This window comes from Galactobacter caseinivorans, from assembly GCF_003640665.1.
Classification (GTDB): Bacteria; Actinomycetota; Actinomycetes; order Actinomycetales; family Micrococcaceae; genus Galactobacter; species Galactobacter caseinivorans.
In genome coordinates, this window is record NZ_QQXL01000002.1 from 271491 (window position 1) to 284579 (window position 13089).

A 13089-nucleotide genomic window follows, 5' to 3' on the forward strand; every position below is an offset into this window, starting at 1 on the left:
GATGGTGTCACGGCCCACTGGCTAGGCCGTGCGGGCCGCCAGGGCCTGTCCCATGCGCTCAAGCATCTGGATCAGGATTGGTTCAGGAGTCGCGTACACAAGCCGAACGTGGTTCTCGTAGCCCTGGCCGCACGGTGCGCCGTCGCTCAGCGCCACCCCTGCCTCGCGGCGGAAGAACGCCGCGGGGGGCTCGCCCAGGTTCAGGGCAGAGCAGTCCAACCAGCCAATGTAGGTGGCCTCGGGACGGTCCATCGTGACGCCCGGGAGGTGCTTGGCCACGAGTGAGACCAGCAGATCGCGCTCGGTGTCAAGGTATTCCAGCACCTCATCCAGCCAGGGTCCGCCCTCACGGTAGGCCGCGGTGTTGGCGCAGACGCCCACGGTGGAGGTGAGCTTGTAGGTGCGCTCACCGTGTGCGGCCCATTGCGCCCGGTCCTCCTCGTTGCTCAACACCAACTGGGCGCACTTGAGCCCGGGCAGTCCAAAGGCCTTGGAAGTGGAGGTGGCCGTGATGGCCTGGCGGGCGGCGACGGGGGAGAGGGCTGCGAAGGGCACGTGTTGGGTGCCGGCCAGGACGACCGGGGCATGGATCTCGTCGCAGAAAACGCGCACGCCTTCGTGACGCGCCACCAGCGCCTCCACCGCCTCCAGCTCTGCCCGCGAGTAGACGCGGCCCGTGGGGTTGTGCGGGTTGCACAGCACCAGGAGGCCGCCGTTCTGAGCCAGGGCGGCGTCCAGCCCGTCCAGATCAAGCTCGTAGCGTCCGTTCACGCGCACGTGAGGCACCTGGATGATGGGGCGGCCCATCTCCGTGGGGATCTGCAAGAAGGGCATGTAAGCAGGGGTGGGCACCACGACGGCGGAGCCAGGGCGGGTCAGGAATCGCAGGGCGAATTCCAGGGCGGAGAGCACGTCCGGGAGGGGCTCGATGGACTCAGATGCCAGCTCCCAGCCGTAGCGTTCCCGAGCAAAGTCGGCAAAAGCTCGGCGCATCTGCCCGGTCAGGTGCTCGGGGAGGTAGCCGTAGCCGCAGCGCTCAATCGCATCATGCAGGGCCGCCTCCACCGCTGGCGCCGTGCCGAAGTCCATCTCCGCGATGAAGGCACCCAGGTGCTGGGGCTCGTTGGCCCACTTGAGGCTGCCGCGCCTGCGCAGGGTCTCAATGTTGGTGGCGTTGATCTGGTCCATCAGGGTCACGGCTGGCTCCTTTGCATGCCCTGAGGTGGGCATTTTGAGCGGTCGACTCATAATCTCTTGTTCCCAAGATACACGACGTGCTCCCTGTGTGTCCCGTGGAGCCATAAGATCCGGTGCCTCGGCGGGAGCGAGGAGCGGAGAAGACCTGGACGCAGAGGGGGAGTGGGGCGTTAGAGGCGGAGAAGAACATATCCAAGCCTCATGAATGTGTTTCGCGACGGGAGCGACAGGGCGCGTGAAGACGCTCTCGTGACGAGAATCGGCAGGAGAGTCAGGGGATCGTCTCGGACAGATGAACCCCGACCGAACGGGGGTGGCGCAGCGTGGGCCATCGCCAGCCCGAGGGCCGGCGCCAGCGCCCCCAGCGTGAACGGCGGGTCGGTCGGATTCACCTACCCACGATCGCAGACTCGGGTCCAGTCCAAGAGCATTGTCGTGAAGTAGTGCTGTAGCAGTGACTGAGGTACCGGGCGGGGGAGCGGCCGGTCTCGCGGCACACCAACAAGGGCGCTCAGTGTGCTTGTTGGTGTGCTTCACTGTCGGCATGCCACTCGTTCCGAGCACGGAGAATTCGCTCCTCGTCCGCACCAGCTTTGTTGATCCCGCTGCGTGGACGGACGCGCTGACGGCTGTCAGGACGAAGAGCCAGGATGGTTTTGTCGCTGCAGTTGATGTCCTTGACGATCGGGCGTGGGAGAAGGCCGACTGGGAGCAGGTCCGCAGTGCTGCCCTGGCGGCCCAAGAGCATGCGGCAGTGCTCTTTATTGCGGATGACCAAGCGTTGGTAGCGGATTTTCCCCTCTTGGTCATAGACCTCAGCGAGGCTAAAAACAGGCCTTTCCGGTGCGTGGCCAGCGAGCTGTGGGGAGTGGACAACAATCTGAATATCGCCAACATGGACTACTCAGAATTCGCCGAGGCGACTGACCAGGATGGGGTCTTCAGGGGCTTCGACTAGGGGTTAGATCAGATCGCCGGACGGTAGCGGGCGTAGGTGATCCCGCTGTGGAAGGCTTGCGATCGCAGAAGCTCGAGCTGGGGGATCTCGTAGTTGTCGGGGAAGAGCCTGCGTCCCCGGCCCTGCACCACCGGAAAACAATAGAGGCGGTACTGGTCTACGAGCCCCGCCTGGATCAGTTCGTGGCACAGGGTGATGCTGCCTGTGAGGACGATGTCCTTGCCGGGCTCAGCTTTCAGTGCGCGCACCTGCTCCACCATGTCGCCCGAGAGCAGGGTGGAATTTTGCCACTCAGGGTCGGTCATGGTCGTGGAAACGACGTACTTCTGGACGCTGTTGAGTTGCTCGGAGATCCCCGTCTTGTCGTCCGTCTGATGCGGCCAATACCCGCGGAAGTCTTCGAAAGTCTGCCGCCCAAGCAGGAGTGCGTCTGACTCGCGATCCTCGCGTTCCAGCTGCTGATTCAGGTCGGTGTGGTCCTTGGCTTGAGGGTCAAACCAGTCGCCGAGCATCTCGACGGACCCGTCCAACGTGATGTTCTGGGTGATCGCTAGCGTCCTCATGGCAGCGGCTTCTCTCTGTCGATTCCCACTCCAACCCGATGCTTCGGGCGGATCAGGCGCGCCGGGCCCTTGCGAGAACTCGTCGCGCGCCGTCGCCCGAGTACATCACGCCGTCGAGTTTCTACTCGTTGTGAGTAGGGCCGTGGGCAGGTCGATGAAGACCGTGAGCAGCCCCCTTTTGGGGTGATCGGTAAAGCGCCGATAATCTACATTATGTCAACTAGGCCGTTCGGGACCACTCCTCTTCCCACGAATGCTGACTGCACATCGCGGTGTACCCCGTGGCGCCAGATGAGCGCGCACGTAAGGTGGCGTGCATGCAACTGCGCCCACTCGATGTCAACGACCACCCGGGTATGGTCGCTGCCTTTCAAGTAGAGTGCGCGGCCACCCAGCACGCCCGCCCGGGGCGGGTATCGCAAAGCCAGGACGCGCGCCTGCTGGGTTGGCGTGCCGAGGATGGTTTGCGCAAGCGCCTCATCGGCGCGTGGGACGAAGAGACTTTGCTTGGCTTCGCCGCTGGGATGAATGCCACCGACTCCCCTGAAACCACGTGGGTCTTTGTGTGGGTCGCACCGCAACACCAGGCTCGGGGAATCGGAACCACGTTGGTGCGTGCCATCGAAAACGCCTCAGTGGAATCGACGAACAGCTTTGTTGCCAGCGCCTACAGGCCAACGGCGCAAGAAGTGGAATGGCTCACCCAGACCTTTGCGCGTCGCCTGGGCTACACACTTGCCACCTCGGAGACCGTGGTGGAGCTGGACTTGGCGCACGCCGACCTTCCAGAGGCCTCGGCGGCCCGCGGCTACACGATCTCCCCACACCTGAACGGAGTGCCTCTCCCCCATCGAGTCCATCGCGGTGGACCCTGGCGGTGACGTTGCCGCCTGGACCTGCCTGCTCGTCCCGCCCCACGCCGGCTCGGCACGGTGCGCAGGATCCGCACCAGCAGCGACGATCAGAACGTGTGGATGCGCTCCATTAACGCCCGGCTCGGCTTTGTGCCGGTGGAGGCGGAGGCGCTTCTGCACAAGCGTCGAGGGCCGGTGGAGCCGCGCTGAGTCGGCAAGGCGCAGTGCCCGACGCCGCTTGGCTGGGAATAAATCCCGACGTTAGGTTCAATTCCACAAAGGTAAAGAGGTATTGCACTAGGTAGTGGGTGGCCCGCGTTATGGGTAGTCGCAGGGGAATACTGAAGTATCTATCCAGGTATCCCAGGGTCATTCCCTCACTACATTCTGCGGTATTGTGATCTAACAGTGTTTGCTCTGGCGGCAAGCGCTTTACCCCCATTCCCTGAAGGATATTTCTATGCTTATCACTCGTAGACCACGCCGGGGTGTTTTTGCACTGCCGGTCGTCGCGGCGGTGCTGCTCAGCGGGGTCGTCGTTAGCTCACCCTCGCTGCAGACTCGCGGGGCGCAAACGGCCGCACCGCAGATGGAGCGCGCCGCGGCCATCGTCCTTGACGGCAAGCCCTGGGACCTCAAACCAGGCGAAACCAGGCGTGGTGATCTGGGCACCTCTACGGGTCACACCACCACCAAGCAGCGCGTGACCTTGAGCAGCGGTCAGGGCATCAGCGTGGAGGTGCGCCTGCGTGAGAGCACCGCCGGGTACTACGCCGTGCGCCTCTACCAGGCCAAGGACGGTCAGCGCTGGATCAACGCCGAGCGTGTGGTTGCGGGCAAGCGGGCCACCCTGAAGTCCGTCAAACTCGCCAACGCCCCTGCCACCTCCCAGTCGCTGTGGCTCAGCGCCGAGGTGCAGAATGAGCCCTCCGGCGACCGGATCTGGGCCTCAGCCTGGGACGCGGCTGGCGCCCGTCCCGCAGAACAGATCTCTCATCTTGACCGCCCGGCACTCCCCCGCGCTGCGCCGGCCAAGACCAGCATTCAGGCCACGGCCAACGCCGCGAATACTGGTCCCGTCAAGGTCACCCTCGGCGAGCCCCAGTTCAAGGATGTGGATGAGACCGTCCTGACCCCGGGCACCTGGGGCTCCCCCGCCTTCCGGACCGACTTCCCCACCGGCGCTGCCAATCCGCTCACCGGATGGACGGTGCGCAATGACACCTACGTGGGCTACGACGTGGGCTACGTCAAGGCAAGCAACGTGGAAATCCGCGACGGCGCGGCGATCCTCTCCACGCGCAAGGTGGATACCCCGTGGGTCATGAAAGATGGAGTCAAGCGCTATTACTCCACCGCATACATGGACACAGACACCACCTTCTCCCAGGCCTATGGCCGCTGGGAGATGCGCGCCAAACTGCCGACCGTGAAGCAGAAGTCCAAGGGCATTTGGCCCGCGTTCTGGCTGCGCCCCGTGGACAAGGGAACCGGCGAACTGGACATCATGGAGGCGTACGGAACGCCAAAGACGGTGCACAACGCCTCTGAAACCAATTCCCTGGCGACAGTTCACTACGGAACCATGGCGGGAGAGAACCGCACCCACACCGTGGGCTTCACTCCCAAGGAGATTGACGTCAACGACGGGCGTTTCCACACCTGGACGCTGGAGTGGACCCCCAAGGGCGTGACGTTCTTTGTGGACGGCAAGGCCTACTTCACCCAGCTGCGCGGGGCCAATCCCACCTGGGATGCCCTGTATCAGTCGGGACGGAAGTACTCCATCCGCCTCAACGTCCAGGCCGGCAGCGAATACGCGGGCCAGCCCAATGACAAGGACACGGCTCCCCACACCGAATACGTGGTGGATCACGTGAGGGCCTGGAGCTACAAGGCGGGCTAGGACCGCCGTGACCCCAAAAAAGGGGGGGCAGCGCCATGCGGCGCTGCCCCCCTTTTTAGCTGTGCCTCGACCGGTGCCTCGACCGGTGCCTCGACCTGTGCCTAGACCGCCGGCTCTGCGTCCCTGAATGGGGTGACAAAGGAATAGCCCGTCACCTGGTTCTTCGTCACGGACAGGTTCAGGTCCATGTGCGGTTCAAGGGCGGTGACCTTATCCAAGGGGGCGCCGATCACCAGCTGGAAGCCCAGGCCGATCCACGCTTGGACTGCGCGCCCGGCAAACTCGCTGTCAGACTTCACAAAGCCCTCATCGAGGAACACGGGTGCAAAGCGCGGACGGGTGCGGGTCTCGTCGCCCAGTTGGTAGCGCAACGCGGAGCCCACAATGAAGGCCACCAGCTCCTGGGACTCGCCACCGCTCTTGCCACCAAGGGAGGCGTAGGAGCTAATGACGTTTCCGGCCGGCCCCAGCCGCGCCGCCGTCATCTCCAGGTGCTTGCGCACATCCAGGAGCTCATCGCGGCGGGCGGCACCCTTCCCTTCGGTCTGGGCCAGCAGGCCCATGAACTCGCGCAGGCGCTCAAAGCGCTGCTCGGACTCCGCCTCGCTCCACTCGCTCGCCACATCAGAGGAGAGCTCGCGCAAGCGGCGCCGGAAGCTCACGAGGGCCTCTGGTGCCAGGCGGCGGACCTCAATGCGCAGCCTGTCCCCCTGCGGGCCAAACGGAAGCGACTCAAGGATCTGATTGACCGGCTCCAGGCGCTCCTCGATGTCCGCCATGGATGCGTCATAGGCATCGTGGAGCAGCTTCAGGTCGTTGCCGCTCCAGTTCTGGAAGCGACGGCTGAAGACCTGGCGGCGTTCAAAGAGGCCGTGGCGCTTGATCTCCTCTGAGATCCCCCTGAACTCCTCATAGGACTCCACGCCTGCGCCGCGGTTGGGATCCGGCCAGCGCTGGTTGAAGTGGGCAAAGGTACCCTCCAGCGCCTCGCGGGCCGCGTCCGCCGCCTTGCGTTCCCTGGCTGCCCGCTCATCCAGCTCGTGGCGCAGAGCGCGCACCACCTTGGCCAAACCTCGGTGATCCACCTCGTCGTCGCGCTCGCGCAGCAGCACATCCAGGTGGTCGTGATCATCCTGATCCAGTTCCACCCCCGCCTCATGGCGCAGCTGCTCAATCCCGTCGCTGACCTGGTCCTGGCGGTCCGTGAGAGCGGACCACGCCGCCTCCAGGTCGCGCTCGTGGTCGCGGGCGCGCACCAGCTCCTCGCGCGCCGTCTCCAGCTCGGCGCTGATGCCCTGCTCACGCTGGCGCAGCGCACCCAGGAGGTCAGACTTCTCTAGCAGTTCATCCAGCTGGGCGCTCAGGGACTCCACCTGCGCCTGGGCTGCAGCGGTATCCACCTGCTCCCAGCGCACCGTGGCCAGCGCCGTGAAGGCATCGCAACGCGAGCGCAGCGAGGCCAGCTGCACGCCAATGGCGGCGCGCACGTCCTCGTGTTCACCCAGGCGGGCCGTCAGAGACTCAGCCTCTTGCTCAATCTCCCGGCGCCGGTCGGCATTGGAGAAACCAAGGATGTCCTGCTGTCCACGGGACCTGCCGTGCGCTCCCCCAGAACCACGCGAGGTCTGCCCCTGCGGGGTCACCTTGGGCAGCTCGCCACCTAGCTCGGCGGCGGTGTCCACACAGAGATGATCCACGCCCGGGCGCGTGACCCGTTCGGCGACCCAGGCGGAGAACGGTGAGTCCTTCAAGATGAGCTTGCCGGAGACCATGCCCGAGTCCTGGGGAAGGCGCAGGGTGGCGCTCAGGTCCACGCCCTCAAAACTGACTCGCGTCTCGAGGCGCAGGGAATCGATGCTCTCGCGGATCTGCTGCTGGCGGCGGGCGTCCATCAGCAGCGTCAGCCCGACGCCGCGCAGCGTCACCTCTGCAGCGTGCCGCCAGCTCGCGTGTTCCGGCGCGATATCTAGCAACTCAGCCGCGAAGGGAAGGTCCTCCGCGCGCAAACCGCAGGCCTCGGCAATCTGGCGGCGAGCAGCGTCGTGCCCTACCGGAACGCGGCCGTCGCGTGAACGCAACGACTCGTGTTCCGCCTGTAACTCGGCCCGCCGGGCCTTGAGCAACGGCGCGGCCTCCACCTGAGCGTCGCGCTCGGCACCCAGGGCGGCCTCCCGCTCCGGCGCGGCGGCCAGGAAATCTGCGCCCTGCGCCTGCAGCGAGGCGAGGGCGGCCGCGTTGTCGCATTCCATGCCGAGCGAGCGGCTGAGCCGGTCCAGATCGTGGCGCGCGTGCTCAATCCGCTCGGCACGCGAACGGGCCTCGTCCAGGCGCGAGGTCAACAGGTCAAGGGCCCCGCCACCCTCCGCCCGCTGGCGTTCCTGCACCTGCGCCAACTCCGAGGCAAGAGTGGCGGTGTTCTCCTTGGCGAGCACCAGGCGTGAGCGCGTGGCGGTGCGATCCCGGCGGTTGGCCTCCTCTGCCTCCCCCAGCAACCTCTGCTCCACGAGCAGAGCCCACAGGGAGAACGGGGTCTGGCCGCCCTCCTTGGCCAGCCCAAAGGTGTCCAGACGCCTGGCCCGTTCGTGCGACTCAAGGTAGGCCGCATGCAGCGCGTCGATGCGCTCCAGGGCGTGCACCTTGGCGCCGTCCGTCTCCAGGTCCTCATAGGCCTGGTTCAGGCTGCGGAACTGTTCCAGGGCGCGGTCTGCCACGGCAAAGGTCTGGGGCTCCTCCAGCACCATCTGCTTATACAAGCTGTCAACGGTCTTGACCTGGTACCCGGCCTGGATCCGCGCCAGCAGGCGCAGGGCGTTGTCTCCCCCGCCGTTGGCCCCGATGCCAAGGCGAGTGGTGAGCGCATCGGTGAACTTGAGGTCAGTGTCGTGATAGCTCAGCCCAGCGAAGCGTGCGCGCAGGCTGCGCGGATCAAAGCGGCGCTCGGCAAACTCCTCCAACTCGGAGAGGTCAAGCGCGCCACCCAGGGTGAACTTGCGGGCCAGAACGTCGGTGGAGCGAGTGGCCCCGGCCGCGGCGTAGTAGACGCGCAGCGCGGTGAATAGCCGGCCCCGATCATCAACAAAGGTCATGGCGAGGGCGCCCCACACCGGGGTCTTCTCACCGCGCAACACCTCATCGGTGAGCGCCTCGCCGTCGCGGGCGGAGTCACGCTTGCCACGCAGGTAGGAGAGCACGTTGCGCTGGTCCACGCCGCGGGCCCTGCCCTGCGTTGCGTCATTGGACGCGCCGTTGAACGGAACGGTACTGGGCATCATGAGCGCAAGGTAGGCATCAAGCAAGGTGGACTTGCCGGTGCCAGAGGCCCCGGAAAGCAGGGTGCTTCCGGGGGCAAACTCCACCACGTGATGGCCGTGGAAGCCGCCCCAGTTCACCATCTGCAGGCTCTGCGCCTTCCACTGCATGGTGCCCTCTGAGTAGCCGGGAAACATCGGGATCTCGCTCATGCGGGGTTCTCCTCACTTGCGCTCTCCCCGGCCAGCCCGGGCCGGTTGAGTTCCATCAGACGTCTCACGAGCTCCTCCAGCCTGGGAAGCGGCAGGATCACCTCGATCACGTCGGTGATCTCGAAGCGGTCTTCCTCTGCGCCGCTGACCAACACGCCAGCGGCGCGCAGTGACTCCACGGCGGTGTGCGCGCGGGCTTGATCCCCTGACACGTCCCCGGCGTGGGCGGGCCTAAAGCGCTCCACCGCATCCAGGCAATCCTGCAGGTCAACGAAGACCCGCGCGCTCCCGGCCGAGCGCTCCGCCAGGTGGCGTTGGCGCAGCTGGACCAACAGCACCGTGGCCTCGCGGGAATACGCCGTGTCACGGAGCAGGGCCGGGAAGGCCCCGCCGCCCTCGCCGCGGATTTGCGTCTTGTAGGCCACGCCGCGCTCGTCGTCGATGACCAACTCAAGGAAGAGGTCATGCAGGCGGGAGGAGAGCAGCCGCCTGCTGGGACCGGACAGCGTGGCAAATTCGCGCGGGTGGCGCTCCACCGTGATGACCTGGTGGCGCAGCAGCTCCACGAGGGCGCGGCGTTCCGGCAGGGTCAGCGTGCCCTCATCGCCCTCATAGATGGACAGGCTGGAGGCGGAGTGATCCTCAATGCCAGAACCCGCCTCGTGGGCGGCTGCGGTCTCCAGCGGATCCGCCGCCTCCGCAAAGCGATCGCTACCGCGGTGCTCGGCACTCATCCGTTGTCCTCTTCCTTCTCCTGCTGGCTCCCTTGAGGCGCCGTGGTGCTGTGTGGGCTGGTGCGTGGGCTGTTGCGTGGGCGGTTGTGCGGGCCTGGATCGGCGAGTTCTAGGTGCGGGATGCTCAAGGTGCGCAAGCTCCCGTCGGGGCGCTGCGCCGTCACGACGTCGAACTGCCCGCCGCCCCCTTCTGGGTCAAGGCCCCACTCCGCCGCCAACTCCATGAGGCCATAGAGTTCCACCGGGCGTCTGAGGTGCTCCGGGAGGGTATTGAAGGCCTCTCCGAGGCTGGCGCTCTGCCCCGCGTCTAGGGAGCCAAGGACGCCCTGTCGCACCTCGCGCAGCAGCGGACCGCCGTAGCGGCGGACGTCGCTCAGGCTCAGCGGCTCGGGGGCTTCGTCCAGCACGTGCGCCAGTGGTTCGGCGGGAGGCGGTGGTACCGGGTCGTGGAGGCGAAGGCGCAGGTGCGCCAACTCGGCGCGAGCCGGCATGCGCTCAAGTGAGACGGCGTCGCGCGGACGGGCCGTCTGCATCCACAGCGCCAACTCCTGTTGCAAGCGGTGCAGGACCTGGCTCACCCGCCGATCCGCCGCGGCGTCCGCGCTGGAGAGGTAGTCGGCCAAGGAACGCGAGGCCTTGTGTTGCCTGCTTTGCACGTCGTAGAGGCCGCGGCGCAGCACCGAGGCAGCGCCAAGGAACTCCGAGCGCGCCTTGGGGCTCAGGTTCGCGGCGAAGGGGTGCTCAAGGATGGTGCGCAGATCCTCGCGGAAACGCGCCAACAGGGCGTCGTCGTTCAGGATGCGCAGCGCGCCCTCAAAGGCCCGCCCCTCATCGGTGGCGGTCATGAGGTGCTCGCTGGCCTCGAGGTACGCATCGAGCACCTCGCCCTTGGGGCGGTCATCGCGGCGGAAGTCGTTGATCATCTTGCGGTGGATGCGTTCAAGGGACTCTTCCACGCGGCGGAAGTCACCGGGGAGCTGGGCCAGCAGGTCGGTGACGTCGGCGTAGCCGGTGCCCATGCTCTCCTCGTCCGCGCGGGACATGGCCCCGCCTGCGGCCAACCGCTCCAGCTCTGCGCCGAGGGCATCAATCTGCGCCTGCAGTCCGGCCATGCGGGCCTGCCGATCCGGGTTGGCCTCAGAGGCCCAGCGGCGGGCTGCATCAAGGATGGTGGTGAGGCGGGACTCGCTCAGCAGCGCACGCTCGCTGGTCAGGCCGCCCATGACCCGGTCAGCGACCAGGGCGTGGCTGGTGCGCTCGTAGGCCTCGCCGCCGTCCTCGGTCGGGATGCGGGTCAGCCATTGTTCGTGGGTCCAAGACAGGCACAGGGTGCGGCCGGTGGCATGTGGAGGGACCTCGTGGCCCAGCTCCCGCAGCTCCTCCAGGTAGGAGTCCACCTGGGAGTGCAGCCGCTCGGCACGCACCGCTCCCCCGCGCGCTCCAAAGGTCAGGCGAAAGACGCCAAGGACCAGGGCGGACCACTTGTGATTGATGAGGTTCAGGGCCGGCCCGCGGGCCGCCTGCCCCAGGCGGTGCATCTCCGCCGCGAGATCACTCACCGCGCGCCCATCCAGGAGGGAGTATCGCCACGCCTTTTCACCACGCGCATCCATCCTTTGATCTGGAATTTCTTGGGGACGCCTCGCAAACGCGCCCCCAAGAGCATATCGGCATGGGCCGGGGCGGTGTGCACCTTAGGATGAGTGCATGGCCGGTGGATTAGTAGCACTTCTTGACGACGTGGCAGCCCTCGTGAAAGCGACCGCTGCCTCTCTTGACGACGTGGGCCTGCTGGCCGGAAAGGCCAGCGCCAAGGCGATGGGTGTGGTGGTGGACGACGCCGCGGTGACCCCCCGCTACGTGGAGGGGCTCTCGGCCAACCGCGAGCTACCGATCATCTGGAAGATCGCGCTTGGCTCCATCCGGAACAAGATGCTCTTCATCCTTCCCATTGCGCTGCTCCTGAGCGCCTTTGCACCCTGGGCGCTGACCCCGATCCTCATGGTTGGCGGGCTGTACCTGGCTTTTGAGGGTGCGGAAAAGATCATGGAGAAGCTGCACTGGATCTCCCACCATGAGGCGGAGGGCAACGGACAAAAGGACGAGAAGACCGTCATTAGCGGCGCCGTCCGCACTGACCTGATCCTGTCCGCGGAGATCATGGTGATTGCCCTCAACGAGGTGGATCACGAGCCCGTCTTCCGCCAGGCCATCATCCTGACCGTGGTCGCCTTCCTGATCACCATCCTGGTCTACGGCGTGGTCGCCCTGATCGTCAAAATGGATGACATCGGGCTCAAGCTGGCCGTGCAAAGGAACGGCGCGGTCAAGACCTTTGGCCGCGGCCTGGTCAAGGCCATGCCCATCGTGATGGCCGTGCTGGCCAACGTTGGCATCATCGCCATGATGTGGGTCGGCGGACACATCCTCCTGGTCGGCACCAACGACCTGGGTCTCACGGCCCCCTACGAGCTGGTGCACCACTGGGAGGTCGCCGTCCATGACGCCACCGGCGGCGCCGGGGCCGTCCTCGGCTGGCTCGTGAACACGCTCTGCTCCGCGATTATCGGCTTTGTGATCGGCGCTGCCGTCGTGGGCGTCGTCATGCTGGTGCGCCGTGCCCTGCCCCAGAAGCAGGCTGCCGCGCACGGCGCTGAGCAGGCCGCAGCGGAGCCCACCGGGAAGGACACTGTGCCCGACGCCGCTCGGCCCGGTTCCAGCCGGCCCGTCGCCTCACCGGAGCCCACCGACACGGCGTCGGGCGGCACCGAACGCTAACGCCGGCTTCAAGGCCCGCAGCAACACGTAAGCAGGCCCAACAAGGCCAGATCGCCACAGCGCCGCGTCACCCATGAGGGTGACGCGGCGCTGTCGCGACCGGAGCGGAGTATGTCGGTTGGGGTCAGCTGGCCTGGTAGCTGAGGCAGTCGGCGGCTTCTGCGCCCGGGCCGATGCGCACATTCTGGGCCCCACACATGAGGTCCTCATTGTGCACACACTCGGAGCGCTGGCAGGCGCCCACATGCGCGAGCACCTTGGGCAGACCACCCAGTGCTCCGGTATCGATGAAGGTGCCGCAACTGGCGTGGGATTGGCTGCCAGAAACGGTGATGGCGAAGGCGTTGCAGTCGTGGTCGTGGTTAAAGGCGCAGGCCTGAACCGTGCACCCGGCTACCTCGGTGACGTGAGCGGTCATTCGATCCTCCTGGTCCGTGGGTGGACTGCGAATCTACGCCCCTGCCGCAGCGCAAAGAAGGCCTTTCCTGCGCATGAAATGGGTGCGTGAGGTGGCAAGGGTGTCCTTGCCACCACGCGTCACTCGTGAGCGATCTTGCGCGCTCACGCCAGGCAACGAAGGCCGGGCAGCGCACGCCACTCGTGGCGGGATCAGAGGCCCTGCTGCGCGGCTTCCCGGA

General features: G+C 66.1%; 10 protein-coding genes. 4 read left to right on the plus strand and 6 right to left on the minus strand.

Features of this window, described 5'->3' with window-relative positions; genetic code table 11:
• Positions 1–21: 21 nt before the first annotated feature.
• Positions 22–1188, minus strand: a complete 1167-nt coding sequence (locus tag DWQ67_RS04875) for a MalY/PatB family protein (protein ID WP_121484588.1) — start codon at positions 1186–1188, stop codon at positions 22–24.
• A 553-nt stretch (positions 1189–1741) separates the two neighbouring features.
• On the opposite strand from DWQ67_RS04875, the gene DWQ67_RS04880 reads away from it, so the two are divergent.
• On the plus strand, positions 1742–2155 hold the full coding sequence (locus DWQ67_RS04880; protein ID WP_121484589.1) for a DUF6924 domain-containing protein: 414 nt from the start codon (positions 1742–1744) through the stop codon (positions 2153–2155).
• Between the two features lie 8 nt (positions 2156–2163).
• Here the strand turns inward: DWQ67_RS04880 and DWQ67_RS04885 are convergent, their stop codons facing one another.
• Positions 2164–2718, minus strand: coding sequence for a dihydrofolate reductase family protein (locus DWQ67_RS04885; RefSeq protein WP_121484460.1), 555 nt, complete (start codon positions 2716–2718; stop codon positions 2164–2166).
• Positions 2719–3035: 317 nt separating this feature from the next.
• Here DWQ67_RS04885 and DWQ67_RS04890 point away from each other — a divergent pair, with 317 nt between their 5' ends.
• Entirely contained in the window at positions 3036–3599 is a 564-nt protein-coding gene (locus DWQ67_RS04890; RefSeq protein WP_121484461.1) for a GNAT family N-acetyltransferase, read from the plus strand.
• A 433-nt stretch (positions 3600–4032) separates the two neighbouring features.
• Complete coding sequence (locus DWQ67_RS04895; protein WP_121484462.1) at positions 4033–5478, plus strand: glycoside hydrolase family 16 protein; 1446 nt, start codon at positions 4033–4035, stop codon at positions 5476–5478.
• 101 nt (positions 5479–5579) lie between these two features.
• Here the strand turns inward: DWQ67_RS04895 and DWQ67_RS04900 are convergent, their stop codons facing one another.
• The 3 genes from DWQ67_RS04900 to DWQ67_RS04910 are packed head-to-tail and all read right to left on the minus strand — an operon-like array spanning position 5580 to position 11232.
• Entirely contained in the window at positions 5580–8939 is a 3360-nt protein-coding gene (locus DWQ67_RS04900) for an ATP-binding protein (RefSeq protein WP_121484463.1), read from the minus strand.
• Positions 8936–9673, minus strand: a complete 738-nt coding sequence (locus tag DWQ67_RS04905; RefSeq protein ID WP_121484464.1) for a DUF4194 domain-containing protein — start codon at positions 9671–9673, stop codon at positions 8936–8938. The genes DWQ67_RS04900 and DWQ67_RS04905 overlap by 4 nt, the downstream gene beginning before the upstream one ends.
• Positions 9670–11232 (minus strand): DUF3375 domain-containing protein, encoded by a 1563-nt coding sequence (locus DWQ67_RS04910; RefSeq protein WP_158595374.1) that lies wholly within the window; start codon positions 11230–11232, stop codon positions 9670–9672. Before DWQ67_RS04910 ends, DWQ67_RS04905 begins: the two co-directional genes overlap by 4 nt.
• Positions 11233–11380: 148 nt before the next feature.
• Between DWQ67_RS04910 and DWQ67_RS04915 the strand changes: the two genes are divergently transcribed.
• Positions 11381–12451 (plus strand): DUF808 domain-containing protein, encoded by a 1071-nt coding sequence (locus DWQ67_RS04915; protein ID WP_121484466.1) that lies wholly within the window; start codon positions 11381–11383, stop codon positions 12449–12451.
• 124 nt (positions 12452–12575) lie between these two features.
• Here DWQ67_RS04915 and DWQ67_RS04920 read toward each other — a convergent pair whose 3' ends face one another.
• A complete protein-coding gene (locus DWQ67_RS04920; RefSeq protein ID WP_121484467.1) occupies positions 12576–12869 on the minus strand; it encodes a DUF1540 domain-containing protein in 294 nt (97 codons plus the stop codon).
• Between the last annotated feature and the right edge of the window lie 220 nt (positions 12870–13089).

What these genes read in the sequence shown, in the direction of transcription:
- DWQ67_RS04900 (WP_121484463.1), bottom strand. Translation starts at nt 8,939, where the DNA reads ATGAGCGAGATCCCGATGTTTCCCGGCTACTCAGAGGGCACCATGCAG.
- DWQ67_RS04880 (WP_121484589.1), top strand. Translation starts at nt 1,742, where the DNA reads ATGCCACTCGTTCCGAGCACGGAGAATTCGCTCCTCGTCCGCACCAGC.
- DWQ67_RS04895 (WP_121484462.1), top strand. Translation starts at nt 4,033, where the DNA reads ATGCTTATCACTCGTAGACCACGCCGGGGTGTTTTTGCACTGCCGGTC.
- DWQ67_RS04920 (WP_121484467.1), bottom strand. Translation starts at nt 12,869, where the DNA reads ATGACCGCTCACGTCACCGAGGTAGCCGGGTGCACGGTTCAGGCCTGC.
- DWQ67_RS04875 (WP_121484588.1), bottom strand. Translation starts at nt 1,188, where the DNA reads ATGGACCAGATCAACGCCACCAACATTGAGACCCTGCGCAGGCGCGGC.
- DWQ67_RS04890 (WP_121484461.1), top strand. Translation starts at nt 3,036, where the DNA reads ATGCAACTGCGCCCACTCGATGTCAACGACCACCCGGGTATGGTCGCT.
- DWQ67_RS04885 (WP_121484460.1), bottom strand. Translation starts at nt 2,718, where the DNA reads ATGAGGACGCTAGCGATCACCCAGAACATCACGTTGGACGGGTCCGTC.
- DWQ67_RS04915 (WP_121484466.1), top strand. Translation starts at nt 11,381, where the DNA reads ATGGCCGGTGGATTAGTAGCACTTCTTGACGACGTGGCAGCCCTCGTG.
- DWQ67_RS04905 (WP_121484464.1), bottom strand. Translation starts at nt 9,673, where the DNA reads ATGAGTGCCGAGCACCGCGGTAGCGATCGCTTTGCGGAGGCGGCGGAT.